The sequence below is a fragment of the Micromonospora sp. NPDC085948 genome (assembly GCF_040686315.1).
Taxonomy (GTDB): Bacteria; Actinomycetota; Actinomycetes; order Mycobacteriales; family Micromonosporaceae; genus Micromonospora.
This window is the reverse complement of record NZ_JBFBJW010000008.1, coordinates 35,862-60,969: the sequence shown is the minus strand read 5'-3', so window position 1 is coordinate 60,969 and position 25,108 is coordinate 35,862. Positions and strand designations below refer to the sequence as shown.

Below are 25,108 nucleotides of genomic sequence, written 5' to 3'. Positions count from 1 at the left end.
GATGGCGTCCGTGCCGGCGGAGCTGTGCGCGCTGGTGCTCGCCGCCGGTGCGGGCACCCGGTTGCGTCCGCTCACCGAACGGGTGCCCAAGGCGCTCTGCCCGGTGGGCAACGTCCCGCTGCTGGATCGGGCGTTGGCCCGGGTCGCGGGGCTCGGCCTGGTCGGCCCCGCCCGGGTCGCGGTGAACGCCTGCTATCTCGGTGACCAGGTGGTCGCGCACGTCGGCGACCGCGCCCACCTGTCCGTCGAGCCGGGCGAGCCACTGGGCACCGCGGGTGGCGTGGCCAACCTGCGGGACTGGATCGGCGGGCGGCCGGTGCTGGTCGGCAACGCCGACGCGTACCTCGCCGACCCGGCCGCCGCGCCGGGCCCGGACGTGGCCGCCCTGCTCGACGGGTGGGACGGGCACACCGTACGCCTGCTCGGTCAGCCCGCCGCGGACCCGGCGGCGCCGGGCACCTTCGCCGGGCACAACTTCACCGGCTTCTCGCTGCTGCCCTGGCGGCTCGTCCGCGATCTGCCTGTCGTCTTCTCCGACCTGGTCCGCGCCCTCTGGCGCCCGGCGGAGGCGGCGGGCGCGCTGGAGGTGGTGCCCTACCCGGGCACCTTCTACGACACGGGCACCCCCGCCGACTACCTGGCCGCCAACCTGCACGCCGCGAATGGCGGCACCCTCGTCGACAGGTCCGCCACGGTGACCGGTGGCTGCGTGGAGTCGGTGGTCGGCGCGGGCGCACGGGTGGACGGTGACGTGTTCCGCAGCGTGGTGTGGCCGGGCGCGACCGTTCGCGACGGCGAACGGCTTCAGGACGCGATCCGGGCCGGGAACGACCTGACCGTGGCCGCCACCGCTCACGCCTGAGCCGAGTCCGGCGCGGGCCGGCGGGCACACCCGGTCTCCGAGCCGCCGGGGAGCATCTAGCATGGGCGACGACGCCGACGAACGGAGAAATGTCCCGTGATCACCGCCATCGTGCTGATCGACTGTGCCACCGACGCGATCCCCGAGGTGGCGGAGACCCTGGCCAGCCTCTCCGGTGTCAGCGAGGTCTACTCGGTGGCCGGGCACGTCGACCTCATCGCCATCGTCCGGGTCCGCGAGTTCGACCAGATCGCCCAGGTCATCGCGGGCAGCATCTCCAAGGTGCCGGGCGTGCTCAACACCGAGTCGCACATCGCGTTCCGGGCGTACTCCCAGCACGACCTGGAGGAGGCGTTCGCGATCGGCCTCTCCAGCGCCGACTGACCACCGCACACACGGCGGCCGGTCCACCCGCAGGGGTGGACCGGCCGTCTGCTGTCGCTACGTCAGCTCACGCTGGGAGCCGGCGTTTCGGTGGTGCCCGGAGCCGGGGCCTCGGTGCTGCCGCCACCCGGAGCCGGGGACTCGGTGCCGGTGCCACCCGGAGCCGGGGACTCGGTGCCAGTGCCACCCGGGCTGGGTGTACCGCTGGCGCTGGTCTGCGGAACCGGGATGCCCAGCTTGTTGGCGAGCTGCACCAGCTCGTCATAGTGCGCCTGCAGCGTCGGCAGGGCCGTCTGGGCCAACTGGACCACCGACTGCTCGGAGCCCTGCGAGATCTCCGTCTGGGTGGCCTGGATGGCCTGGACGTGGCCGGCCAGCTCACTTGTCACCCAGAGCCGGTCGAACTCCGCCCCGCTGGCGTTGTTCAGCTTGTCGATGACCGCCTGCTGATCGGCACTGGGCTCGTTCGGCAGGTCCACCCCGAGCTGGGACGCGGTCTGCTGCACCGTCTGGTCCAGCTGGGTGTGGTCGGTCTTCAGCATCGCGCCCAGGTCCTTGACCCCCTGGTCCTGACCCTTCTGCTGGGCCAGGTCACCGGCGGTGATCTCGAACAGGTTGACCTGGTGTACCGCCTGCAGGTACTGGGTGTCCTGCGTCGACGGCTGTGCCGCGGCCTGCGCGGCCGCAGCCGGCGCGACACCGACAAGTACCAGCGCGGCCAACAGGCCGAGGCGTTTGATACCCAACATGCTTCCCCCCCTTGAGACGTTGGACCGCACGGATACCCGGCTCACCGGGGTTATTCCTGCGATCGCCCGTCGCGCGGGGTCGACCGGTCCGATCAGGGCCGTCCGACTCCTGGTCGGATGGGCGGGGGGGGGTACGGATACGACGGGGCGCCCGCCGGAATCCGGCGGGCGCCCCGTGACGGTGCGTCTGGGCGGTCAGCGGCGGCTGTCGCCGCTGGCGATCTCCTCGCGTTCCGGTCGGGGCTCGACCGGCGGGTGCCCCGGCGAGACCGGCGCCTCGACCGGCTTCTCGATCGGGTAGAAGAAGCCCCGGATGGCCGGGCCGAGTGCCCCGAGCCGGTTCATCTTCTTCGGCACGACCCAGCCGACGTACTCCAGCTCGCCGTGGCCGTCCGCGTGCCCGTTCGACGCGCTGAGCGGCTGGTGCACCTCGACGAACCGACCGTCCGGCATGCGCCGGATGATGCCGGTCTCCACGCCGTGCGCCAGCACCTCCCGGTCGTGCTGCTGCAGGCCCAGGCAGAGCCGGTACGTCACGTAGTACGCCAGCGGCGGAACCACCAGCAGACCGATCCGGCCGGCCCAGGTCATCGCGTTCAAGCTGATCTGGAACTTGTCGGCGATCACGTCGTTGCCGCCGGAGAGCGTCAGCACGACGTAGAACGAGACGGCCATGGCGCCGACCGCGGTCCGCGCCGGAGCGTCCCGGGGACGCTGGAGCAGGTTGTGGTTCTTGCGGTCCTTGAGCTGTCGAGCTTCCAGGAACGGGTACATCGTCGACAGGCCCACCAGGATGCCGGGCAGCACGACAGTCGGCCAGAACAGCGGCGGAATCACGTACCCGTCGCCGAGCGGGATGTTGATCTCCCAGGCCGGCATGAGTCGGGTCGAGCCGTCGAGGAACATGACGTACCAGTCGGGCTGGCTGGCGGCGGAGACCACCCACGCCTCGTACGGGCCGAACAACCAGATCGGGTTGATCTGGAACAGACCGCCCATCAGCGCGATGACGCCGAAGACGACCATGAAGAAGCCGCCCTGCTTCAGCGCGTACCGCGGGAACATCCGCTCGCCGACCACGTTGTTGTTGGTCCGGCCGGGGCCGGGCCACTGGGTGTGCTTCTGCTTGAAGACCAAGCCGAGGTGGACGCTGATCAGCGCCAGCAGCAGACCCGGGATGAGCAGCACGTGGGCGATGAAGAACCGGCTGATGATGATCGTGCCCGGGAACTCGCCACCGAAGATCGACGAGGTGACCCAGGTGCCGATCACCGGGATGGACAGCATGATCGCCGAGGCGATCCGCAGACCGGTGCCGGACAGGCCGTCGTCCGGCAGCGAGTAGCCGGTGAAGCCGGCCAGGAAGCCGACCCAGAACAGCAGCGAACCGATGATCCAGTTGGTCTCGCGCGGCTTGCGGAAGGCGCCGGTGAAGAAGACCCGCAGCATGTGCACGACGATCGCGGCCATGAACAGCAGCGCCGCCCAGTGGTGCATCTGCCGCATCACCAGACCACCGCGGACGTCGAACGACAGGTCCAGGCTGGAGGCGTACGCGGCGGACATCGGCGTGCCCTGCAACGGCGCGTAGCTGCCGTTGTAGACCACCTCGGTCATCGCCGGCTCGTAGAAGAAGGTGAGGAACACACCGGTCAGCAGCAGCACGATGAACGAGAACAGCGCGATCTCGCCGAGCAGGAAGGACCAGTGGTCCGGGAAGACCTTGTTCAGCAGCTTGCGCAGCGGGGTGGCCACCTGGAAGCGGTCGTCCACTCCCACCGCAGCCTTGCCCGGCGTCGCCGCCAGGTCGAACTTTCGACGCTTCATGGCCGCTCCCAGAAATCAGGCCCGACGGTCTCAGTGTAGTCGGACTTCGCCACGAAGAAACCCTCGGCGTCCACCTCGATCGGCAGCTGCGGCAGCCGCCGGCTGGCAGGGCCGAAGACCGGCTTGGCGTTGTTGGTGATCAGGAACTGGGACTGGTGGCACGGGCAGAGCAGCCGGTTGGTCTGCTGCTCGTAGAGGCTGGCCGGGCAGCCGGCGTGCGTGCAGATCTTGGAGAAGGCCGCGTAGTTGCCCCACATGTAGTCGCCGTGGCCGATCCTCTCGTTGGCCTGACGCGACTCCTGCGCGTCGGAGTCCCGGAGGTGGATCAGCAGCGTCGGGGAGTCGGCGTGGGTGTTGCTCACCCCGTGCTCGATGCCGGGGAAGACCGTCACCTGGCCACCGACGCTGACGTCTGCCGGGCGCACCGGCCGGCCGTCCTCGCGCACCAGGCGGATCGGCTCGCCGCCGTCGGCCGAGGCGAACCCGGTGGTGAACATCTGGTTCTTCTTGTGTGGCTGGGAGATCAGTCCACCGACCAGCGGCGCCGCCGCGACCGCGGCGACCGGCGCGAGGCCGGCCAGCAACGAGATGCCGAGCAGTGGACGACGCTTCACACCCAACTCGTCGGCCATGTAGAGCATGGTCTGGCCGGTGATGGTGCGGCCTTCGGAGTCCACCTGCCCCTCGTGCCGGTCCTGGATCGAGACCTCCTTGGGCAGCAACTTCTTGCCCCAGGTCAGGATGCCGAAGCCGACGGCGAGCAGAGCGATGCCGAGGGTGGCGCCCAGCAGCGGCGTGTACCACTTGTCGCCGCCACGGCCCGCCTCGTACTGCCACGGCCACCAGATGTAGATGGCCAGGAAAGCGGTCGCGGCCAGGCCGGTGATCAGGAAGAACCCGGCGACCACGCGGGTCAGCCGACGTTCCGCCTTGGTGCCCGGCAGCACCTGCGGCTCGTAGTGGACGATCTCGATGTCGTCCCGACGCGCGCCCTCGCGAACGACGTCGAAACGGGTCAGCTTGGGGTCGTTCACGTCGAGCGGCTCCTGGCCCTGCGGGGCCTGGTGCTCGGTGTGGGTGCTCATGCCGTCACCTCGCTACGGGTGGCGCCGAGCGGCGCCACAGCACTGAATCGGATGATCCGCTCGGTCACGACTTGCCCGCAATCCACAGGCTGGCGAAGACGAGCGCCACGATGCCGATCAGGAAGATCGCCAGACCCTCGGTGGAGGGGCCGTACCGCCCGAGGTTGAAACCGCCCGGGTCCTGGTCGTGCTTCAGCGTCTCCTGGATGTAGGCGATGATGTTCGCCTTCTGCTCCGGAGTGATCTGGTTGTCACCGAACACCGGCATGTTCTGCGGGCCGCTCAGCATCGCCGCGTAGATCTGCCGGTCGGTCGCCGGGTGCAGGCTCGGGGCGAACTTGCCCGAGGAGAGCGCACCGCCGCCGCCGCCGAAGGCGTGGCACTGGGAGCAGTTGATCCGGAACAGTTCGCCACCGGCGGCGACGTTGCCGTTCTCGTGGAGGTTCTCCTCGGTGCCCGGCACGACCGGACCGCCGCCGAGCTCCTGGATGTACTGGCCGAGCTGGGTGACCTGATCCGGGGTGAAGACCGGGGGCTTGCGGTGCGCCTGGGCCTCCTGGCGGGCCAGCGGCATCCGCCCGGAGCTGACCTGGAACTCGACCGAGGCCGCGCCGACGCCGATCAGGCTCGGGCCGCGACCCTCCACGCCCTGGGCGTTACGGCCGTGGCAGGTCACACAGCTCACGTCGAACAGCGCCTTGCCCTCGGCGGCGGCGCCGGTCAGCTGCGGATTGTCCTGCGCCTGGGCACCGGGAGCGAAGACGGTGTAGGCGCCGCCGGCGAGCATCAGCGCGGCGATCAGCCGGACCGCGGCGCCCAGCCGGCGGCGGCCCCTGCTGCGCGCGGCGGGCCGCTCACGCAACCGCGCGAGCAGACCGCGTCGGCGGTCGTTGTCAGAAGTCATGAGCGGTGTCCTTAACCGGTTGGACCTGTCTCAGGGGACGGAGCAGCAGCACGGAACGTGACGCGCAAGATCACTGAAGCCAGTAGATCATGCCGTACAGGCCGATCCACACGACGTCGACGAAGTGCCAGTAGTACGACACGACGATCGCCGAGGTCGCCTGCGCCGGAGTGAACCGGCCCATGGTCGTACGGACCATGAAGATGATGAAGGCGATCAGACCGCCGGTCACGTGCAGGCCGTGGAAGCCGGTGGTCAGGTAGAACACCGACCCGTACCCGTCTCCGTTGATCTTGATGCCGTCCTCGACCAGGTGCCGGTACTCGTTCAGCTGGCCGAGCACGAAGATCAGGCCCATCACGAAGGTGACGGTGAACCAGCGCCGCAGCGCGTGCACGTCGCCCTTCTCCGCCGCGAAGACGCCGAGCTGGCAGGTCACGGAGGACAGCACCAGGATCACCGTGAAGGTGGTCGCGTACGGGATGTTCAGCGCCTCGGTGTGCTTCTCCCACTGCTCCGGCGCAGCTGCGCGGATCGAGAAGTACATCGCGAACAACGCCGCGAAGAACATGAGTTCACTGGAGAGCCACACGATCGTCCCGACGCTGACCATGTTCGGTCGGGTCAGAGAGTGGATCCGGCTCTTGTCAATGGCTGGGGCCGCAGTCACGCCGTCATTATTGCCCCTGACCGGGGCCGCCCATCAGCGGGGTGGCAAACCTGCGCCTTCCGTGGCCCGACCGACGGGGTCCGGTTCGCCTGGCCTAGCCTGAAAAGCGTGCTGCACGTCGATTCGATCTTAGCCGCCACCTCGGCCCCGCCGCCGTTCACCGTCGGCGCGGTGCTGACCGAGACCCGGCTGGACAGCTGGCTGGCCCTCGGCCTGGTGCTCGCCGCCGGCCTGTACCTCTACGGGGTGTACCGGCTGCGCCTGCGGGGCGACCGCTGGCCGGTCGCCCGTACCGTGTTCTTCCTCGGCCCCGGGCTGGGCGGCATCGCGCTGGTCACGGTCAGCGGGCTGCACGCCTACGACACCGCGCTGCTGTCCGTGCACATGATCCAGCACATGGTGCTGTCCATGGTGGCGCCGATCTTCCTGGCGCTGGGTGCGCCGATGACCCTGGCCCTGCGCACCCTGCCGGTCGGGCCGCGCAAGCGCCTGCTGGCGATCGTGCACAGCCGCGTCGCCCGGGTCTACAGCTTCCCGCTGGTGGCGTTCGCCATCTTCGTGGTCAACCCGTTCGTGTTGTACTTCAGTGATCTGTACCGCTTCACCCTCGAACACGCCTGGGCGCACGAGCTGGTGCACGCGCACTTCATCATGACCGGCTGCGTGTTCTTCTGGCCGCTGCTCGGCCTCGACCCGCTGCCCGGCCGCTGGCCGTACCCGGCGCGTGCGCTCCTGATGCTGCTGTCGGTGCCGTTCCACACGGTGCTCGGCCTCACCATCATGCAGAGCACCACGCTCTTCGGCGGCGACTGGTACCCGTCGCTCAACCTGAGCTGGTCCGACCCCAAGGCGGACCAGGTGGTCGCCGGCGGCATCCTCTGGGCCGGTGGTGAGTTCGTCAGTGTGACCATGCTCGCGGTGCTGGTGGTGCAGTGGGTCAAGCAGTCCGAACGGGAGGCCCGCCGGGTCGACCGCGAGCTGGACCGCCAGGAGGCCCGCGAGCGCGCCGCCGACGCCGCGCCCGCCTGAGCTGCCCGGACGGTACGCCCGACGGGTGCCGCCGGGCGGGATGTCGGCTACGTCACGTCGACCGGTACGATCGGCGGGCAGCTACGAGGTTGGAAGCGGAGTGCCGGCATGAGCGATCGTCTTTGCACCGTCCTGCTCTACAGCGACGACCCGCAGGTCCGTGATCGGATGCGGATGGCCGTCGGCACCCGGCCCGCGCCCGGTCTGCAGATCGAGTTCGTCGACGCGTCGACCTACGCCGAGACCATCCGGCTGGTCGACGACTACGAGATCGACCTGCTGCTGCTCGACGGTGAGGCGAGCCCGGGTGGCGGCATCGGCATCGCCCGCCAGATCAAGGACGACCGGGACGACGCTCCTCCGACCTGCCTGGTGATCGCCCGCGCCGCCGACCGATGGCTCGCCGCGTACGCCGAGGTCGACGCCACGCTCGTGCACCCGCTCGACCCGGTGACCACCGGCGGTACGGTGGCCGAGCTGCTGCGGACGCACGCACCCGCCTGACGTCTCCCAGCTGTCCGGCACCGTCGCGGCGCCGGATCCGCCGGCGCCCGTTCCAGCCCACCCGCACTTCGCACGCTCGGGAGGCCCGCCATGGGCGATCGGACCTGGCCGCACCTGCTCAGCTCGCTGCTGCACGGCGAGGAGCTGTCCACCGCCGACACCGCGTGGGCGATGGACGAGATCATGACCGGTTCGGCGAGCGCGGCGCGGATCGCGGGCTTCGCCATCGCGCTGCGGGCCAAGGGTGAGACCCCGGCTGAGCTGGCCGGTCTCGTCGAGGCGATGTTGGGTCGCGCCGTGCCGGTGGTGCTTCCTGAGGAGGTGCGCCGCACCGCGCTCGACGTCGTCGGCACCGGCGGTGACCTCGCCCACACGGTCAACATCTCCACGATGACCGCGCTCGTGGTCGCGGGCACGGGCGTACGCGTGGTGAAGCACGGCAACCGGGCCGCCTCCTCCCTCTGCGGCACGGCCGACCTGCTGGAGTTCCTCGGCATCCCGCTGGATCTCGGCCCCGAACAGGTGGCCCGCTGCGTCGAGGAGGCGGGCATCGGGTTCTGCTTCGCGGCCCGACACCACCCCGGCATGCGGCATGCCGGCCCGGTCCGCCGTGAGGTGGGAGTGCCCACCTTCTTCAACTTCCTCGGCCCGCTGACCAACCCGGCCCGCCCCCGTGCCGGCGCGGTCGGCTGCTTCGACGCCCGGATGGCCCCGGTGATGGCGAGTGTCTTCGCCGCCCGCGGCGACTCGGTGATCGTGATGCGCGGCGAGGACGGCCTGGACGAGTTCACGACGGCCGCACCGACCCGCGTCTGGGTGGCCCAGGACGGCGCCGTACGCGAGGCCGTGCTGGACGCGACGGACCTGGGGGTACCCCGGTCCACCCTGCAGGACCTGCGGGGCGGTGACGCCGCGTACAACGCCGGTGTGGCCCGTCGCCTGCTGGCCGGTGAGACGGGTCCGGTCCGGGACGCGGTGCTGGTCAACGCCGCCGCGGCGCTGGCCACCCAGGGTCCGCTCGACGGCGACCTGACCGAGGCGCTTCGAGCGGGCATGAGCCGCGCGGCCGAGTCGATCGACTCCGGCGCGGCCGCCGCGACCCTGGACCGCTGGATCAAGACCGCCGCCGCCCTCGGGCCGGCGCCCGTCTGACCGGTGCTGTCCGGCAGCCCTGGACACCCCGACCGCAATGATTTCGAGTTGATCATGCGGCAGCGGCGAGCCTGCGTTGGCCTCCCGGGCGGCACCCGGCGGAGATTTGTCGGACCCGGGTGGAAAACTACAGGCGAGTACTTCTCCGCTTCCGTTGTGCGTCGTTGTCGCATCCGGGGGTGGTTCACCTGGAGTGAGAAGGAGACACCCGTGTCGCACCGCGAGCTCTACTGCGATGTCTGCCAGGACGTGACGCCGTTCGAGATGCCGCCCTGCGTCGACGGCCACGACACCGACTGTCCCGAGCTGATCTGCACCGGCTGCGGCGTCGCCGTGGTGATCGCCACGTTCACCTTTCCGGTCACCCGGCTGGCTGAGCGCCGACGCCACCAGCCCACCCACCGCCACGCCGCCTGACACTCACCACCCAGCACCGGCACCACACCACCGGCACCGCCCCGCACCCGCGCCGCAGCACCCAGACCGCACGCACCTGGGCACCGCCCGGCGAACGCCACGACCAAGGCGCCACGACGAGCACCCCCACGACGAAGGCCCGCGCTCCCCGTGGGAGGCGGGCCTTCGTGGCGTACGGGTCGGTCGCGACGGCGACCGGGTGGATCAGTGCTCGGCGGTGCGCCGGGTGCCGCTGTAGTACTCGAACAGCAACCCGCAGGCGGAGAAGATGACCGCCAACAGACCGGCACCGATCAGCCAGAACTGCCAGAACACCATGCCGAGCGCGGCGATCGCGGCGGCCAGCGCCAGACCGAACGGCCAGTAGCTGCCCGGGCTGAAGAAGCCGACCTCACCGGCGCCGTCAGCGATCTCGGCGTCCGGTCGGTCCTCGGGCCGCAGGTCGATGCGGCGGGAGACGAACCAGAAGAAGCCGCCGCACATCGAGCAGAGCAGGAACGACAGCAGCAGGGCCACGGTGCCCACCCACTCGATGCCACCGGACGCACCGTTGGTCCAGGCGCCGTAGAGGATGGTGGCACCGAAGAGGAACCCGGCGATGATCAGGAAGATACGCCACTCGGTCTTCATGCGGCTGCCTCAGCTTCCCGTGCGGGCCGGAACTTTGTCCGGGTTGAAGTTGTCCTGCGTCCGCCGGGTGTCGAACGGCTGCGTGGTCTCCGCGTACGGCTGCTCACCGATCTGGGTCAGCGCGTCCTGGGTCGACTTGCCGCTCTGCTTGGCAGCCAGGAACTGGTCGTACTTCTCCGGCGAGACCACCCGCAGTTCGAAGTTCATGAACGCGTGGTAGCTGCCGCACAGTTCGGCGCAGCGTCCGACGTAGGCGCCCTCGGCGTCCAGGCTGGACACCTCGAACACGTTGCGGATCTTGCCCGGCATGACGTCCCGCTTGAACAGCAACTCCGGCACCCAGAACGAGTGGATGACGTCGCGGCTGGTCTCCTCGAAGCGGATGGACCGGCCGGTCGGGAGCACCAGCACCGGGATGACCTCGCTGGTGCCGAGCGTCGACGCGGTGGTGCGGGCTTCCGTGCCCTGGCCGTCGCGGTAGTTGAACTGCCAGTTCCACTTGAAGGCGACGACCTCGACCGTGACGTCCGGGTTCTTCGACAACTTGTCGACGTCGGTCTGCACGATCGCCGTGTAGTAGAAGAGCACGGAGACGATCAGGATCGGCGCGATGGTGTAGAGGAACTCCATCGGCAGGTTGTAGCGGGTCTGCACCGGCAGCGCGTTGCCACGCTTGCGGTAGCGCACGACGCACCAGAAGATCAGGCCCCACACGAAGACGCCGACCGCGAGCGCGGCGATGCAGGAGGCGATCCACAGGTCGTACATCCGCTTGGACTCCGGCGAGATGCCGCCCTGCGGCCAACCGAAGCCGTCAAACGCCTGGCCCACATCACAGCCCGTGAGCAGGATCAGCAGCGCCACGCCACTGAGACCGAGCCCGGCCAACCGACCAGCACCACGCCCCCGGCGTCCACCGACCCCTGGCGAAGCGCTGTGCCGTACGGCCGACGGCCGTACCTCCGAACTCCTTGCGACCACCTGGTCCTGCCTCCCTAGCGCGCCGCGGTGCGTCTTTCCTCAGCACCGGCGGCAAAGGCGTCACCGACGGTCGCAGATTACTCGACCATGACGGGCTCGGCCGTGGTGGGGTCACTGTCCACCCCCCATTGGGGGGATGATGGGCATACCGCCGCGATACCGTGTCGATCTGTGAGCGCGAGGAGTGAGCCGGGTTTGCGAGCCCCGCAGTCGCGAACAAACGGCGGATCTGTGAGCGCGAGGAGTGAGCCGGGGTTGCGAGCCCCGCAGTCGCGAACAAGAGGCGGATCTGTGAGCGCATCCCCGGTCTACCTGGACGCGGCGACCGCCGCGCCGATGCATCCGGTCGCGCGGCAGGCGCTGCTGGCGGCCTTCGACGACGGCTGGGCCGACCCGGGCAAGCTCTACGCCCAGGCCCGCCGGGCACGACAACTGCTCGACGCCGCCCGCGAGGCCACCGCGCTGACGCTCGGCGTCCGCCCGGACGAGGTGTCCTTCACCCCCAGCGGTACGACCGCGGCCCACGGCGCGGTGCTCGGCGGCCTGGCGGCCCGGCACCGGGTCGGGTCGACGCTCGTGCACTCCGCGATCGAGCATTCGGCGGTGTTGCACGCGGCGGAGCGACACGTGGCGGCGGGCGGGACCGCGACCGGCGTGCCGGTCGACCGGTTGGGCCGGTTGGACCTGGCAGCGTGGTCGGCCGCCGTTCGCGCGCCCGGAGTCGCGCTGGCCGCGCTGATCACTGCCAGTCACGAGGTGGGGACCGTGCAACCGGTCACCGAGGCGGCTGCCGCCTGCGCCGAGGTGGGGGTGCCGCTCTACGTGGACGCCGCGCAGTCGGTCGGCCGGGTGCCCCTGCCGGCCGGCTGGTCGGTGCTCAGCGCGAGCGCCCACAAGTGGGGCGGCCCTCCCGGGGTGGGGCTGTTGGCGGTGCGCAAGGGCACCCGCTGGGAGTCACCCTGGCCGGCCGACGAGCGGGAGGGTGGTCGTACCCCCGGGGTGGTGAACCTGCCGGCGGTGGTGGCGGCGGCGGCGAGCCTGCGCGCGGCGGCGGCGGACGCGGCGGCCGAGGCGACCCGGCTGGCCGCGCTCGTGGATCGGATCCGGGCGCGGGTGGCGGTGGAGGTGCCCGACGTGGAGGTGGTCGGCGACCCGGTGCTCCGACTCCCCCACCTGGTCACCTTCTCGTGCCTCTACGTCGACGGTGAGGCGCTGCTGCACGCGCTGGACCGGCGGGGCTTCGCCGTGTCGTCCGGTTCGTCGTGCACGTCGTCCACGTTGCGGCCGTCGCACGTGCTGGAGGCGATGGGGGTGCTCTCGCACGGCAACGTGCGCGTCAGCCTGCATCGGGAGACGACCGACGCGGACGTCGAACGGTTCCTCGGCGAGTTGCCCGGGATCGTCGCCGAGTTGCGCGCCGAGGCGGGGGTGGTGGGGCTGTGACGATGCCGGACGAGGTGATCGACTGTCGGGGACAGCGGTGCCCGCTGCCCGTGATCGCGGCGGCCCGACGGTTGCCGCAGGTGCCGGTGCGCACGGTGGTCCGGGTGCTCGCGGACGACCCGGCGGCGGCGGTCGACATTCCCGCCTGGTGCCGGATGCGCGGCCACGAGTATCTGGGAGCCGTCAACGGCCCCGAAGGCCCGGCCTACGACGTCCGCCGCCTCCACTGACGCACCCGTCCGCCCCCGCGATCTTGCACTTTCTGCCCCGACAAAGGGCGCAGAAGTCGCGATCCGGCGACACAAAGTGCAAGATCGGCGAGGGTGGGGGGTTGGGTCAGGCCGGGAGCAGGTGGGGGCGGACCTCTTCTGCTGCCTCGTCGCCGTAGGACTCGGCCAGGCGCTTGACGAACAGGTCGCGGCGGACGTCGTACTCCTGGGTCCCGACGGTCTCCAGGACGAGCGTGGCCAGCAGCGAGCCGACCTGGGCGGCCCGCTCCAGCCCGACCCCCCAGGACAGCGCGGTGAAGAACCCGGCCCGGAAGCCGTCGCCCACCCCGGTCGGGTCGACCGCCCGGATCTCCCGCGCGATCGGTACGTGGATCGGGTCGATGCCCCGCCCGGCGATCTCCACACCGTGCTTGCCCAGCGTGGTGACCCGGACCTTGACCAGGTCCAGCAGTTGGTCGTCGCTCAGCTTCGCCTTGCTCTGCAACAGCGACTTCTCGTAGTCGTTGGTCATCAGGTAGTCGGCGCCTTCGATGAGCGCCACGACGTCCTCGCCGGGCATCCGGGCGAGCTGCTGCGACGGGTCGGCGGCGAACGCGTACCCGCGGGTGCGGCACTCGGCCGAGTGCCGCAGCATCGCCTCGGGGTCGTTGGCACCGACCAGCACCAGGTCCAGTCCGCCGACCCGGTCGGCGACCGGAGCGAGCTCGATGTTGCGGGCCTCGCTCATCGCACCTGCGTAGAACGACGCGATCTGGCACATGTCGGTGTCGGTGGTGCAGACGAAGCGGGAGGTGTGCGCCACCTCGCTGACGTGCACGGAGTCGCAGTCGACGCCGTGGCGCTCCAGCCAGGAGCGGTAATCGGCGAAGTCCGCGCCCACCGCGCCGAGCAGCACCGGGCGCAGGCCCAGCTGGCCCATGCCGAAGGAGATGTTCGCGGCCACTCCGCCGCGACGGAGCACCAGATCGTCCACCAGGAAGGAGAGCGACACCTTGTGCAGCTGATCGGCGATCAGCTGGTCGGCGAAGCGACCGGGGAAGCTCATCAGGTGATCGGTGGCGATCGAGCCGGTCACGGCGATCTTCATGTCAACCCTCGGGGTCGGGAGCAGGGCGCGGTCAGCCTACCGGCCCGGCCATCCGGCGGCGTCCGCGTCCCGTCGGTCGGACATCGGTGACCGGTCGTCACCAGCTCCGGGACCGCTCCCGGCCAGCACGCGGCGGGGCCGCCCCGAAGGACGGCCCCGCCAGTGCTGCTGTGTGGTGTGACTCAGTTGAACGAGTCACCGCAGGCGCACGAGTTGCCCGCGTTGGGGTTGTCGATGGTGAAGCCCTGGGCGTCGATCCGGTCGGCGAAGTCGATCGTCGCGCCGGACAGGTACGGGGCGCTCATCCGGTCGACGACGACCCCGACACCGTCGAAGTCGGTGACGACATCACCGTCGAGCGAACGCTCGTCGAAGAAGAGCTGGTACCGCAGGCCGGAGCAGCCGCCCGGCTGCACGGCGACGCGGAGCCGCAGGTCGTCGCGGCCCTCCTGCTCGATCAGGGCCTTGACCTTCTGCGCTGCGACGTCGGTGAGGACGACGGAAGTAGGGGCCTTGGCCTCGGTCGACTCGGTCTGCGCTGGCGTGGTCACGTGGAAGTCTCCCTGCGCGGTGTGGGTCCGGACGCACTGGCCAACGCCGTGCGCCGTCCAGTCATTCCCGGTTGTGGTCCGCTTCCGATCCTACGCCGCCTCGGCCGGACCCACCCGCGTGGCGTGATCGCCGCCGCAGGTCGGCCCCGGTGGTGGGCGGTCGGCGGCCTCAGCGGCTCCACTGCCGGGCCAGCCGGGCGCCCAGCTCGTGCAGCCCCGCCGCGGGCCGGCTCAGGGCGGCGTCGAGCCCTCCGCGCTCCTCACCGCCGAACTGCTCGACCAGGCTGTACGCGTCGGTCACCCCGGCCGAGGCGGCCTCCCGCCGGCCGGTGCTCACCTGCCCGGCCACCACCACGCAGGGGACTCCCCGGTCGCGGGCGGCGCCGGCCACCCCGGCGACGACCTTGCCGCGCAGCGACTGGTGGTCGAACGACCCCTCACCGGTGATCACCAGGTCGACGCTGTCCAGCGCGGCGTCCAGTCGGGTGGCCTGGGTGACCAGGCCGATTCCCGACTCGCAGCCGCCGCCGAGGGCGAGGATGGCGGCGCCGATGCCACCGGCGGCCCCACCTCCGGGCACCGTGCCGAGCCCCGCCGGGCAGCCGGGCAGATCCCGCTCCAGCACCTCCGCGAAGCGCTCCAGCGCGGCGTCGAGCAGCAGCACGTCCGCGCGGTCGGCGCCCTTCTGCGGGCCGAACACGTTGCTCGCCCCGTGCAGGCCGAGCAGGGGGTTGTCCACGTCGGTGGCCGCGACCAGCCGAACGCCCCGCAGCCGGGGTACGCCGTCGAGGGCGTCGACCAGGGCCAACGCCGCCCCGCCGTACGGCAGCGCCGCGCCGCCCGGGTCCAGCGGGGTCAGGCCCAGCGCGGTGAGCATTCCGGCTCCCGCGTCGTTGGTGGCGGAGCCGCCCAGCCCGATCACCACGGTCCGCGCGCCGCTCTCCACCGCGGCGGCCACCAGCAGGCCCAGCCCGTACGAGGTGGTGGTCTTCGGGTCCCGTTCGGCGGCGCTGAGCAGGTGCAGCCCACACGCCTGCGCGCTCTCCAGATAGGCGGTCGCGCCGTCGGTGGTGAGGAGGATCTCACCGGCGGCCGGCCGGCCCAGCGGGTCGACGGTCGCCACCGGCACCCGCCGGCCACCGAGGGCTCCGGCGAGCACCTCCACGAAGCCGGGCCCACCGTCGGCGAGCGGCCGGATCAGCAGCTCGTCGCGGTCGGTGACGGTGCGCCAGCCGTCGGCCACCGCGGCGGCCACCTCCGGTGCGGACAGGGTGCCGGCGAACTTGTCCGGGCAGAGCAGCACGCGCATGCCGAGCAGTGTGGCAGCCCACACCGAGCGGAGCTGCGGCGCGCTCGTGCTGTGGGACCATGGGCTACGTGACTTCGACCTGGCTGGAACCCTCCAACACCGCGACGGCTCTGCTGCTGCTCGGCCGGGGCAGCGACCCCGACACCGAGCGCGGCGTCGAGTGTCCGGGCGACCTTCCGGCGCCCAGTGACCCGGATCTGGTGGCCCGCGCCACGGCCGCGAAGGCGAAGCTGGGCAGCAAGGTCTTCGTGCTGGGGCACCACTACCAGCGCGACGAGGTGATCCAGTTCGCCGACGTGACAGGCGACTCGTTCAAGCTGGCCCGGGAGGCCGCGGCCCGTCCGGACGCGGAGTACATCGTGTTCTGCGGCGTGCACTTCATGGCCGAGAGCGCCGACATCCTCACCACCGACGCCCAGCGGGTGATCCTGCCCGACCTCGCGGCCGGCTGCTCGATGGCGGACATGGCGGTGCTGAATCAGGTCGAGGCCGCCTGGGACACACTCTCCGACCTGGGGATCGCCGGTGAGACCGTGCCGGTGACGTACATGAACTCGTCGGCCGACATCAAGGGCTTCGTCGGCCGCAACGGCGGCGTGGTCTGCACCTCGTCCAACGCCAAGCGCGCCCTGGACTGGGCGTTCGAGCAGGGGTCGAAGGTGCTCTTCCTGCCCGATCAGCACCTGGGCCGCAACACGGCGGTGCTGGAGATGGGCCTGTCGCTCGACGACTGCGTGCTCTACGACCCGCACAAGCCCGGTGGCGGGCTCACCCCGGAGCAGCTGCGCGACGCCAAGATGATCCTCTGGCGGGGGCACTGCTCGGTGCACGGCCGGTTCACCCTCGACAGCGTCAACGACGTCCGCGAGCGGGTGCCCGGGGTCAACGTCCTGGTCCACCCGGAGTGCCGGCACGAGGTGGTCACCGCCTCCGACTACGTGGGCTCGACCGAATACATCATCAAGACCATCGAGGCGGCTCCGGCCGGTTCGGCATGGGCGCTCGGCACCGAGCTGAACCTGGTCCGCCGGCTCGCGCTGGCGCACCCGGACAAGCAGATCATGTTCCTGGACAAGGCCGTCTGCTACTGCTCGACGATGAACCGGATCGATCTGCCGCACCTGGTCTGGGCCCTGGAGGAGCTGGTCGCGGGCCGGGTCGCCAACCAGATCACGGTGGACCCCGACACCGCGTACCACGCCCGGGTGGCACTGGACCAGATGCTCGCCCTGCCCGGCGCGGACACCCCACCACCCACGGCGCCCTGATCACGGTCAGTAGCGTTCTTGGTACGCAAAAGTGCCGGATCACCGATTAATGCCACACACGCCGATGTGACCGAGTCCTTTTTCGTCACCGAGGGCTATGCTGCCCGGAGCGACGACACAAGCGGGCCGTTTCGACATGGCCGCATCCGGGGTAGCGAGAAAGCTCAGGCGCCCCACCAATAACACTGCAGCACCGACGCGCTGGAGGTTGCGTTGACCGACGACGTCCTGGTCGTTCACGGAGGCACTCCGCTCGAAGGGCGGATCCGCGTGCGCGGCGCGAAGAACCTGGTCTCGAAGGCGATGGTCGCCGCGCTACTCGGCGACACCCCGAGCCGGCTGTTCGACGTGCCGAAGATCCGCGACGTCGAGGTGGTCCGAGGTCTGCTCGGTCTGCACGGCGTCAAGGTCACCGACGGCACCGAGGACGGCGAGCTCGTCTTCGATCCGGCGAACGTGGAGAGCGCCAGCACCGACCAGATCAACGTGCACGCCGGTTCCAGCCGGATCCCGATCCTGTTCTGCGGCCCGCTGCTGCACCGGCTCGGGCACGCGTTCATCCCGGACCTGGGCGGCTGCCACATCGGCCCGCGCCCGATCGACTTCCACCTCCAGGCGCTGCGCGAGTTCGGTGCCACGGTCGAGAAGCGGCCGGAGGGTCTGCACCTGTCCGCACCGAACGGGCTGCACGGCACGAAGTTCGCCCTGCCGTACCCGAGCGTCGGCGCCACCGAGCAGGTGCTGCTGACCGCGGTCATGGCCGAGGGCGTCACCGAGCTGCGTAACGCCGCGGTGGAGCCGGAGATCATCGACCTGATCTGCATCCTGCAGAAGATGGGCGCGATCATCAAGGTCCACACCGACCGGGTGATCGAGATCCAGGGTGTGCCGAAGCTGCACGGTTACACCCACCGGCCGATCCCGGACCGGATCGAGGCGGCGAGCTGGGCGGCCGCCGCCCTGGCCACCCGTGGTCACGTCGAGGTGCTCGGCGCGCAGCAGGCCGACATGATGACCTTCCTGAACATCTTCCGCTCGGTCGGCGGCGAGTACGAGGTCACCGACGCCCGTGCGCCGAAGCTGGGCGACCCGGGCCAGGAGGGCGGCATCCGCTTCTGGCACCCCGGTGGCGAGCTGAACGCGGTGGCGCTGGAGACCGACGTGCACCCCGGCTTCATGACCGACTGGCAGCAGCCGCTGGTCGTGGCGCTGACCCAGGCCCGCGGGCTGTCGATCGTCCACGAGACGGTCTACGAGCAGCGGCTGGGCTACACCGAGGCACTGAACTCGATGGGCGCCAACATCCAGGTCTACCGGGACTGCCTCGGTGGCACCCCGTGCCGCTTCGGCCGGCGCAACTTCAAGCACTCCGCGGTGATCGCCGGGCCGAGCAAGCTGCACGCCGCCGACCTGGTCATCCCGGACCTACGGGCCGGGTTCAGCCACCTGATCGCGGCACTCGCCGCCGAGGGCACCTCCCGGGTGTACGGCGTCGACCTGATCAACCGGGGCTACGAGGACTTCGAGGCGAAGCTCGCCGACCTGGGCGCGCACGCCGAGCGTCCGTAACCCGCTCACCCCGACGTTCGACCACGACGGCTCCAGGTCGCGCTGCGACCTGGAGCCGTCGGCCGTTGTACCGCGATGTGCACCGGGCGCGGACCGTTGGCTACCCTTGCCGCGTGCCGTCGCTCTTTCGCCGCAAGTCCACCGACCTCGTCGACGAGGCCGTCTCCTCGGTGACCCCCGAGGAGACCGCCGAGCGGTCCCGGGGTTACACCCCGGCCAAGGGTCGGGAGACGCCCAAGCGGCCGACCGTCGGTCGCCGCCCGGCCGGTCCCAGCCGCCCCCTCACCAAGGAGGAGGAGCGGGAACGTCGCCGCCAACTGCGCGCCGAGGCCGCGTCGGAGTTCCGCCGCGAGGGCGGCCCCCGCGACCGCGGCCCGGAGCGGCTGCTGGCCCGCAACGTGGTCGACTCACGGCGTACCGTCGGCACCTGGTTCTTCGGCGGTGCGTTCATCGTGCTGATCGGATCGAACGGGCAGATGCCGGCGCTGGTCCGGTTGATCTCCAACGTGCTCTGGGGCGTGCTGGCCCTGGGATTGATCATCGACTCGGTGCTGATCTGCCGCAAGATCGGCAAGTTGGTCCGGGAGCGCTTCCCGAAGACCGGCCAGCGGATGGGCTCGCTCTACCTCTACGCGGTCATGCGGTCCATCACCTTCCGACGGATGCGCGCCCCGGCCCCGCAGGTGAAGCTCGGCGACAAGGTCTGAGCCCGACTTCCACCCCCGCCCCACCATCGGCGAAACCGCTGTCCCCGGCACCCCCGACGGCAGCGGTTTCGCCGTAGCTGCGCTGGTCGACTGACGTTTGCGGGCGGGTCGGGGGCAAGCACGCCCGTGCGGCATCCGAGCGGGCGCTGTTCGTTGTACCGTACGCAGGGTTCACCCTGCTGGACAGGCTGCTGTTCGCCGCAACGAACGCCGAACCGAGGAGCGGACACATGCCTCCGGAACCGGCCGCCCCGTTGGCCACCATCGCCGCCGCCCTGCGCCGGGAGCGGGAACGCGTGGGCATCTCGCTGACCGAGCTCGCCCGCCGGGCGGGAGTGGCCAAATCCACCCTCTCCCAGTTGGAGTCGGGCACTGGCAACCCGAGCGTGGAGACACTCTGGGCGCTGGGCGTGGCGCTCGGCGTGCCGTTCAGCCGACTGGTGGAACCCGCCGACGACGCCGTCCGGGTGATCCGGGCCGGGGACGGCCCCCGGGTCCGCTCCGAGCAGGCCGACTTCGCCGGCACGCTGCTCAGCGCCGGGGCGGCGCACCTGCGCCGGGACCTCTACCTGATCGAGTTGGAGCCGGGAGCGGCCCGAACCGCGGACGGACACACCCCGCGCAGCATCGAACACGTGGTGGTCGCCGCCGGCCGGTTGCGGGTCGGCCCCGAGACGACCCCGATCGAGCTCGGACCCGGTGACTACGCGGCGTTTCCCGGCGACGCCCCGCACCGTTACGAGGCGCTCGCCTCCGGCACGTTCGCCGTCCTCATCCTCGAACATCCCTGACCGAAGGACGACGATCAGCCCGAGCCCGGCGGCCGTCGAATGCGGTAGGGTCGGAGACCAGGTCCGGTTATGGGACTAAATGCCGGAAACAGTACGGATAACGTTTGCCCTGTTTGCGGCACCACAGTGGCGGTGAGCGAGCCCACGCCGTTACCCTCCATCCGCAGCCACGGCCTGCCGGCGCGGGCGACCTGACCGGCACGCGAGGCCCCAGCACGACAATTTGCAACGAGGTGACAACGCCGTGAGCGAGCGGACGCGAGCCGGCCACCGGGGCGTGGCAGGCGGCGACCGGACGCCCGGCGACCAGTCCGTGACGGCTGCGGACGGCTCACCTCCGGCGAGAATCGGCCGAGTGGCCGGGTGTGGCGACGGGCGCGGCCGATGAGCGGCCGCTACGCCGACCGGTGGTCCGACCCGAACGAGCCGGCCTGGGTGGTCGAACCGACCACCGAGTGGCACCCCCAGTACCCCGGCCAGCGCTATCCCGGCGACATCGGGGTGACCCACCAACCGCCACCGCGCGGCCGGGCGACGGTGACCGGCCGGGCCGAGGTGCCGCCGCTCGCACCCACCCGTCCGGACGGCACGTACCTCGGCCGATCCTGGGCCGACGAACCGCCGGAGGAGCCGGCGGTCCACGGCCGATCCTGGGCCGACGACGAGCCGGGCGAGACACCGAGCTACGGCCGAGCCCGGGGCGACGCACGCTCGGTCGACGCGTCCAGCTACGGCCGGAACGACAGCGCCGACCCCCGCACCTACGACCATGAGCCGTACCGCCGGCCACTACCCGAACCGCCCCGGCGCGACGATCGCCGCTCCGCCGAGTCGGACCGGCGTACCGCCTGGTCCGACCGCCGGCCCGGCGACGAGCGAGGTCCGGCGCGGGAGGCCGCCTGGCACCGGGACCAGCCCTCCCCCGACCGGTACGACGGGCGACGCCAGCGCCCGGAGCCCACCGAGCGGGACCGTGGCTACCCCGGCACGCCACCGGTCTCCCCCGCGCCCCGCTCCGATTCCGGTTGGATGCCGGAGCCGGACGACGTGCCGCGTCGACGCGGCACACACGAGCGACCGGCCGCCGGCTACGACCGCCACCCCGTCGACGGGTACGCCGGCCGCGCCACCCGGGACCACGACGGCCGGACGGCCGACGGCCGGACCGGCGACAACCGGACCGCCGACGGAGCCGACCAGTGGGCACCCGTGGACGGCCACACGCGACACCGTGCCGACGGTTACCCGGACCGGACCGGCGACGACGGCCGCCGCCCGGAACGGCGCTACCGCGCGGACGAGGGAGCCGGCGCAGCGCCGTCGCCCAACGGAGGACGACGGCACCGGCCCGAGCCGGACCTGCCCGACCATCCCCGGCGCGACGACGATCGGCGTCGGCCCGACAGCGACCCGCGCCGGCAGCAGCCCCGCGAGACCGCGGCACGCGCCGAGGCGTACCCGGACCGGCGTCCCCGCGAGGAGGCCCGACCGGGCGCGTACCGCGAGGACGGACCTCGCGACCAGGCGTACCGCGAGGAGCGGCCGGACGGCAATGCGTACCGGGAGTCTCGTGCGCAGCCCGGCCCACGTCCGGACGGCAGCCTGCCCTGGCCGCCGCCGGGTCCCGTGCGCCCGGACCGCACGCGGGAGCCGGGCCAGCGCACCGACCCGCACCGCAGCGCGGACCCACACCGCGGCGCCGAGCCGGTCACCCCGTCGCGGCCGGACGCTCGGCCCGAGCGACAGGCGGTCACCCCGTCCCGCTACGACGAGCGACAGGCCCGCCCGGCCGCCACGGCCCCGTCGACGGCTCGCCGTGCCACTCCCGTCCCCCCACCGCCGTCACCGGTCTCCCCCGCCGCGCCCAACCGGGACCGACAGGTCCCGGCCGCTCCGATCTCCCCCGCCCCCGACGTGCCCGTCTCGGGTCCACCAGCCGCACGCCTTCGGCTGGAGTACCTGCCCGCGCCCGTGGACCCGCCCGCCCCCGACGAGCGTTCGGAGGTGCCACCTCCGCCGGAGCGCCGGACGCCTGGCGAACCGGCACCGACTGTCGGGGCACACCCCACCGCGCCGCCGCGTTACCCCGGCCCGGACACCACCGCCCGCCCGACGGACCAGCGGCGAGCTGGCGAGCCCACCCCGGAGCGCCGCCAGTTCGGCGACCCTTCGGGCAGCACCACCCCGACCGACCGCCGCCCGACGCCACACTCTCCCGACCGACCGGCCTCGGGGCAGCGCCCAGACTCGGCGGATCGGCCGCACCCCACGGACCGGCCGCACCCCGCAGACCGGCCGCACCCCACGGAGCGGCCCGCCTCGGGGCAGCGCCCGGACTCGGCGGATCGGATGGCCCCTTCGGCGGACGCACGCCCGCCGGTCGCGCCGCCGCCCACCTGGCAGGTCCGGCACCCGGCGGCGACCCCGCCCGCTCCGACGCCTGCCGCACCGGAGCCCCCGGTGCCGGAAGCCGACGCGGCGGCACTCCCGCTCGCCCCTGGCACGCCACGCCGCTACGTACCGCCGCCACCCTCGGAAGGGCCGCTCGCGCCCGTTCGAGGCGCGGACGAGGTCGCGGGCGTTCGCGGGCCGGACGCGTGGTTCAGCCCCGCTCAGCCCGCCGACCCGGATCCGCGCGAGCCCGCGCCGGACCGGCAGTCGTCCGCGCCGGCCGACGACGAGTCGACGGTGAGCGAGCCCGACCTGTCCACGACACCGACCACGGTGGACCACGACCCGGTGGATCGGGACCCGGTGAATCGGGACCCGCTGGACCACGACCCGTCGGCACCACCCACCGACGTCACCCACGAGCCGAGTGACGAGCACGGAGGCGGGTCGGCACCGGCTGACGCTCCCGAGCCCGTGTCCACGCCACCAGCACGCCCGACAGTCGACGCCCGGGCCGACGAGCCGCAGGACGATGCACCGACGGCTGGCGGACCCAGCACGGCGCACGACGACCGACCCGTGTCCGGCGCACCTGCCACCGCGACGTCGCACCAGCAGGCAGAGGTCATCGCCGAGGCCGACCAGCCGATGGTCACCGCTCAACTGGTCGAGGGCACCGATCCCGTCGCGCACGACACCACTGTCGACGCCGAGGCGTACGTCTGGCCGTCCGAAGCCGAGGCCGATCCGCACGCCACCGCCTCGACGGACGGCTCGCGAACCCACGACCGGCCGGACGATTTGGCCCCACCGGCCCCGTCCGCGATGTCTGATGACAACGATGCACCGGTCTCGGGAGCACCGGTCTCGGCCGACCACACGCCGTCGACCCTGACGCCCGTCTCCGCACCCCCGGCACCTACGCCGCCCTTCGCCGCAGCACCGGTCTCCGCGCCACCAGTCTCCGCAGAACCGGTGTCCGCACCACCGGCGTCGGTGCCACCGCCCGTTTCCGCACCACCCGCCACCCCCGTGCCCGTGTCCGCACCGCCCGCGTCGACAGAGCCGGCCTACGCGCCGCCCGTCTCCTCGCCGCCCGCGCCCGCAGAGCCGACCTACGCGCCGCCCATCTCCGCACCGCCCGCGCCGACACCGCCGACTCGCGCAGGACCCGCGGCCAGCGTTCCCGGCCCGAGGATCGGCCCGCGCGGGGAGGACGCGCCGGTCTCCGCACCACCCGGCGACGCCGCACCGGCGACGAACCGCCCCTCGTTGGCCGACCCGGGTGATCCGGAGCAGGTCCTCGCGGCGTACCGCTGGCGGTTGGACCCGGTCACCCTGCGCGAGGAGCTGACCGAGCCGGACCACCTGCGGGCCATCCGGCGGCGGTTGACCGAGAAGCTGGGCTCGGCCATCGACAACCGCGCCCGCGCCCGGCTGCTCAGCCTGCGGGCGGTGGCCTCGCGGATCCTCGGCGACCTCGACGACGCGCTGGCCGACGGCCGGCTCGCCCTCACCTACGCCGAGGCGACCGGCGAGCTGCGCCGGACCTCGTTGGCCCAGGCCCGGCTGGCCCACGTCCTGCGCTGGCGGGGCAACTTCGCCGAGGCTGACCAACTCTTCGCCCAGGCCAACTCGGTCGAGCTACCCGACCGGTTGCGGGCCGCACTACACGAGCACTCCGGACGGTCGTGTTACGACCAGGGACGGCTCATGGAGGCCTGCCAGCACTTCGAGCAGGCGCTCGACCTGCGTGGCGCCGGCGACGCCGAACTGCTGGACCGGGTCCGGGTGGCCCTCGACGCGGTGGCCGTCCGAGCCACGGCCGACGGCTTCGGGCCGTACCGCCGGGGTCGGGACGAGGTGCTCGACCGGGACCGACCCCCGGTGCCGGAGCGGGACGGGCCGCTGTGGGGTTACACCGGCCAGGACGGCGACCTGGTCATCCCCGCCCGCTACGCCGAGGCGCAGCCGTTCCACGACGGTCTGGCCTGGGTTCGTCGGCCGGACACCGACCGGTGGTCGTTGATCAACCTGCTCGGTACGACGGTGATCCCGCCGTCCTACCGGACGGCGCACCCCTTCAGCGACGGCCTGGCCTGGGTGGTCGGCGAGGGCGGTTGGACGGCCATCGACGCGACCGGCGCGGTGCAGGTCGCGCCCAACTTCGCCGAGGTACGGCAGTTCCGCCGCGGGTTGGCCGCGGTGCGGCGCGAGGGGTGGGGGGCGGTCGACCGGACCGGCCGGATCGTCGTGCCCACCCGCTACCACGGGTTCGTCACCGAGTTGGCCGACGGCCAGCGGGTCGACGGTTTCACCGACGAAGGGCTCGCCGTGGTGGACGTGGCGGGCCGGCGCGGGGTGGTGGATCGCACCGGCGCGGTGCTGGTCCCGCCGACGCACCCGATGCTGGTCATCCACCCGGTGGCGTTCCTGGTCGGCAGCGGCGGCCGGTGGGGTGCGCTGGACCGGCGCGGCGAGCCACTGATCGACCTGGTGCACCGCGATCGCGACGAGGTGTTGGCGGAGATCGATCGGTTGCTGACCGATGCCAACCCGGTGCTCTGA

23 protein-coding genes are annotated in these 25,108 nt (G+C 71.8%); 13 read left to right on the top strand and 10 right to left on the bottom strand.

Translation table 11 applies throughout. From position 1 onward, the window contains the following. The first annotated feature begins 1 nt into the window (after position 1). Entirely contained in the window at positions 2–862 is an 861-nt protein-coding gene (locus tag AB0O48_RS21245) for a sugar phosphate nucleotidyltransferase (RefSeq protein WP_357245129.1), read from the top strand. Between the two features lie 96 nt (positions 863–958). Further along, a complete protein-coding gene (locus tag AB0O48_RS21240) occupies positions 959–1,246 on the top strand; it encodes an Lrp/AsnC ligand binding domain-containing protein (protein WP_355033408.1) in 288 nt (95 codons plus the stop codon). 62 nt (positions 1,247–1,308) lie between these two features. On the opposite strand, the gene AB0O48_RS21235 is transcribed toward AB0O48_RS21240, so the two are convergent. The 5 genes from AB0O48_RS21235 to AB0O48_RS21215 all read right to left on the bottom strand — a co-directional run bounded on the left by AB0O48_RS21235 (position 1,309) and on the right by AB0O48_RS21215 (position 6,481). Further along, the gene (locus AB0O48_RS21235; protein ID WP_357245127.1) at positions 1,309–1,995 is read right to left on the bottom strand and encodes a DUF4142 domain-containing protein; all 687 of its coding nucleotides are present in this window, start codon (positions 1,993–1,995) and stop codon (positions 1,309–1,311) included. Between the two features lie 195 nt (positions 1,996–2,190). Continuing rightward, entirely contained in the window at positions 2,191–3,822 is a 1,632-nt protein-coding gene (locus AB0O48_RS21230) for a cytochrome b N-terminal domain-containing protein (RefSeq protein ID WP_357245125.1), read from the bottom strand. Beyond that, the gene (locus AB0O48_RS21225) at positions 3,819–4,907 is read right to left on the bottom strand and encodes a Rieske 2Fe-2S domain-containing protein (protein ID WP_365067787.1); all 1,089 of its coding nucleotides are present in this window, start codon (positions 4,905–4,907) and stop codon (positions 3,819–3,821) included. Before AB0O48_RS21225 ends, AB0O48_RS21230 begins: the two co-directional genes overlap by 4 nt. 64 nt (positions 4,908–4,971) lie before the next feature. Continuing rightward, on the bottom strand, positions 4,972–5,811 hold the full coding sequence (locus tag AB0O48_RS21220) for a cytochrome c (RefSeq protein ID WP_357245121.1): 840 nt from the start codon (positions 5,809–5,811) through the stop codon (positions 4,972–4,974). Positions 5,812–5,881: 70 nt separating this feature from the next. Beyond that, positions 5,882–6,481 carry a heme-copper oxidase subunit III gene (locus tag AB0O48_RS21215; RefSeq protein ID WP_357245119.1) on the bottom strand — a complete coding sequence of 200 codons (600 nt, stop codon included), beginning with the start codon at positions 6,479–6,481 and terminating at the stop codon, positions 5,882–5,884. A gap of 99 nt (positions 6,482–6,580) precedes the next feature. Between AB0O48_RS21215 and AB0O48_RS21210 the strand changes: the two genes are divergently transcribed. The 4 genes from AB0O48_RS21210 (at position 6,581) to AB0O48_RS21195 (ending at position 9,583) form a co-directional block, all read left to right on the top strand. Beyond that, positions 6,581–7,510 carry a cytochrome c oxidase assembly protein gene (locus AB0O48_RS21210; RefSeq protein ID WP_357245208.1) on the top strand — a complete coding sequence of 310 codons (930 nt, stop codon included), beginning with the start codon at positions 6,581–6,583 and terminating at the stop codon, positions 7,508–7,510. Between the two features lie 108 nt (positions 7,511–7,618). Next, positions 7,619–8,014, top strand: a complete 396-nt coding sequence (locus AB0O48_RS21205; protein WP_145779657.1) for a hypothetical protein — start codon at positions 7,619–7,621, stop codon at positions 8,012–8,014. Between the two features lie 90 nt (positions 8,015–8,104). Next, complete coding sequence (gene trpD / locus AB0O48_RS21200; protein ID WP_357245117.1) at positions 8,105–9,166, top strand: anthranilate phosphoribosyltransferase; 1,062 nt, start codon at positions 8,105–8,107, stop codon at positions 9,164–9,166. Positions 9,167–9,376: 210 nt separating this feature from the next. Continuing rightward, positions 9,377–9,583, top strand: a complete 207-nt coding sequence (locus AB0O48_RS21195) for a hypothetical protein (RefSeq protein WP_357245115.1) — start codon at positions 9,377–9,379, stop codon at positions 9,581–9,583. A gap of 204 nt (positions 9,584–9,787) precedes the next feature. Here the strand turns inward: AB0O48_RS21195 and AB0O48_RS21190 are convergent, their stop codons facing one another. Both AB0O48_RS21190 and coxB read right to left on the bottom strand, forming a co-directional pair. After that, positions 9,788–10,213 carry a cytochrome c oxidase subunit 4 gene (locus tag AB0O48_RS21190; RefSeq protein ID WP_357245113.1) on the bottom strand — a complete coding sequence of 142 codons (426 nt, stop codon included), beginning with the start codon at positions 10,211–10,213 and terminating at the stop codon, positions 9,788–9,790. Positions 10,214–10,222: 9 nt separating this feature from the next. Then, positions 10,223–11,194 (bottom strand): cytochrome c oxidase subunit II, encoded by a 972-nt coding sequence (gene coxB / locus AB0O48_RS21185; RefSeq protein ID WP_357245111.1) that lies wholly within the window; start codon positions 11,192–11,194, stop codon positions 10,223–10,225. Between the two features lie 291 nt (positions 11,195–11,485). Here coxB and AB0O48_RS21180 point away from each other — a divergent pair, with 291 nt between their 5' ends. Both AB0O48_RS21180 and AB0O48_RS21175 read left to right on the top strand, forming a co-directional pair. After that, positions 11,486–12,637 carry an aminotransferase class V-fold PLP-dependent enzyme gene (locus tag AB0O48_RS21180; RefSeq protein WP_357571453.1) on the top strand — a complete coding sequence of 384 codons (1,152 nt, stop codon included), beginning with the start codon at positions 11,486–11,488 and terminating at the stop codon, positions 12,635–12,637. Continuing rightward, entirely contained in the window at positions 12,634–12,867 is a 234-nt protein-coding gene (locus AB0O48_RS21175; protein WP_357245108.1) for a sulfurtransferase TusA family protein, read from the top strand. Before AB0O48_RS21180 ends, AB0O48_RS21175 begins: the two co-directional genes overlap by 4 nt. Positions 12,868–12,973: 106 nt before the next feature. Here the strand turns inward: AB0O48_RS21175 and AB0O48_RS21170 are convergent, their stop codons facing one another. The 3 genes from AB0O48_RS21170 to AB0O48_RS21160 all read right to left on the bottom strand — a co-directional run bounded on the left by AB0O48_RS21170 (position 12,974) and on the right by AB0O48_RS21160 (position 15,814). Then, on the bottom strand, positions 12,974–13,954 hold the full coding sequence (locus tag AB0O48_RS21170) for a carbohydrate kinase family protein (protein ID WP_357245106.1): 981 nt from the start codon (positions 13,952–13,954) through the stop codon (positions 12,974–12,976). Between the two features lie 182 nt (positions 13,955–14,136). Continuing rightward, positions 14,137–14,505, bottom strand: coding sequence for an iron-sulfur cluster insertion protein ErpA (erpA, locus tag AB0O48_RS21165; protein WP_357245104.1), 369 nt, complete (start codon positions 14,503–14,505; stop codon positions 14,137–14,139). A 169-nt stretch (positions 14,506–14,674) separates the two neighbouring features. Further along, positions 14,675–15,814, bottom strand: coding sequence for a glycerate kinase (locus tag AB0O48_RS21160; RefSeq protein ID WP_357571452.1), 1,140 nt, complete (start codon positions 15,812–15,814; stop codon positions 14,675–14,677). A 68-nt stretch (positions 15,815–15,882) separates the two neighbouring features. Here AB0O48_RS21160 and nadA point away from each other — a divergent pair, with 68 nt between their 5' ends. The 5 genes from nadA to AB0O48_RS21135 all read left to right on the top strand — a co-directional run bounded on the left by nadA (position 15,883) and on the right by AB0O48_RS21135 (position 25,108). Then, positions 15,883–17,082: a quinolinate synthase NadA gene (gene nadA / locus AB0O48_RS21155; RefSeq protein ID WP_357571451.1), complete on the top strand. Its 1,200-nt coding sequence runs from the start codon at positions 15,883–15,885 to the stop codon at positions 17,080–17,082. Positions 17,083–17,295: 213 nt separating this feature from the next. Then, positions 17,296–18,651 (top strand): UDP-N-acetylglucosamine 1-carboxyvinyltransferase, encoded by a 1,356-nt coding sequence (murA, locus tag AB0O48_RS21150; protein ID WP_357245098.1) that lies wholly within the window; start codon positions 17,296–17,298, stop codon positions 18,649–18,651. Positions 18,652–18,764: 113 nt separating this feature from the next. Beyond that, a complete protein-coding gene (locus tag AB0O48_RS21145) occupies positions 18,765–19,358 on the top strand; it encodes a DUF3043 domain-containing protein (protein ID WP_357245096.1) in 594 nt (197 codons plus the stop codon). A gap of 230 nt (positions 19,359–19,588) precedes the next feature. Further along, positions 19,589–20,149, top strand: a complete 561-nt coding sequence (locus tag AB0O48_RS21140; RefSeq protein ID WP_357245094.1) for an XRE family transcriptional regulator — start codon at positions 19,589–19,591, stop codon at positions 20,147–20,149. Between the two features lie 384 nt (positions 20,150–20,533). Then, a complete protein-coding gene (locus tag AB0O48_RS21135; protein ID WP_365067770.1) occupies positions 20,534–25,108 on the top strand; it encodes a WG repeat-containing protein in 4,575 nt (1,524 codons plus the stop codon).

Bases quoted from the DNA above. Each gene is read 5' to 3' on its own strand.
- AB0O48_RS21190 (WP_357245113.1), bottom strand. From the start codon at position 10,213: ATGAAGACCGAGTGGCGTATCTTCCTGATCATCGCCGGGTTCCTCTTC.
- AB0O48_RS21140 (WP_357245094.1), top strand. From the start codon at position 19,589: ATGCCTCCGGAACCGGCCGCCCCGTTGGCCACCATCGCCGCCGCCCTG.
- AB0O48_RS21160 (WP_357571452.1), bottom strand. From the start codon at position 15,814: ATGCGCGTGCTGCTCTGCCCGGACAAGTTCGCCGGCACCCTGTCCGCA.
- AB0O48_RS21225 (WP_365067787.1), bottom strand. From the start codon at position 4,907: ATGAGCACCCACACCGAGCACCAGGCCCCGCAGGGCCAGGAGCCGCTC.
- AB0O48_RS21235 (WP_357245127.1), bottom strand. From the start codon at position 1,995: ATGTTGGGTATCAAACGCCTCGGCCTGTTGGCCGCGCTGGTACTTGTC.
- AB0O48_RS21220 (WP_357245121.1), bottom strand. From the start codon at position 5,811: ATGACTTCTGACAACGACCGCCGACGCGGTCTGCTCGCGCGGTTGCGT.
- AB0O48_RS21170 (WP_357245106.1), bottom strand. From the start codon at position 13,954: ATGAAGATCGCCGTGACCGGCTCGATCGCCACCGATCACCTGATGAGC.
- AB0O48_RS21230 (WP_357245125.1), bottom strand. From the start codon at position 3,822: ATGAAGCGTCGAAAGTTCGACCTGGCGGCGACGCCGGGCAAGGCTGCG.
- trpD (WP_357245117.1), top strand. From the start codon at position 8,105: ATGGGCGATCGGACCTGGCCGCACCTGCTCAGCTCGCTGCTGCACGGC.
- AB0O48_RS21245 (WP_357245129.1), top strand. From the start codon at position 2: ATGGCGTCCGTGCCGGCGGAGCTGTGCGCGCTGGTGCTCGCCGCCGGT.
- AB0O48_RS21135 (WP_365067770.1), top strand. From the start codon at position 20,534: ATGAGCGGCCGCTACGCCGACCGGTGGTCCGACCCGAACGAGCCGGCC.
- AB0O48_RS21205 (WP_145779657.1), top strand. From the start codon at position 7,619: ATGAGCGATCGTCTTTGCACCGTCCTGCTCTACAGCGACGACCCGCAG.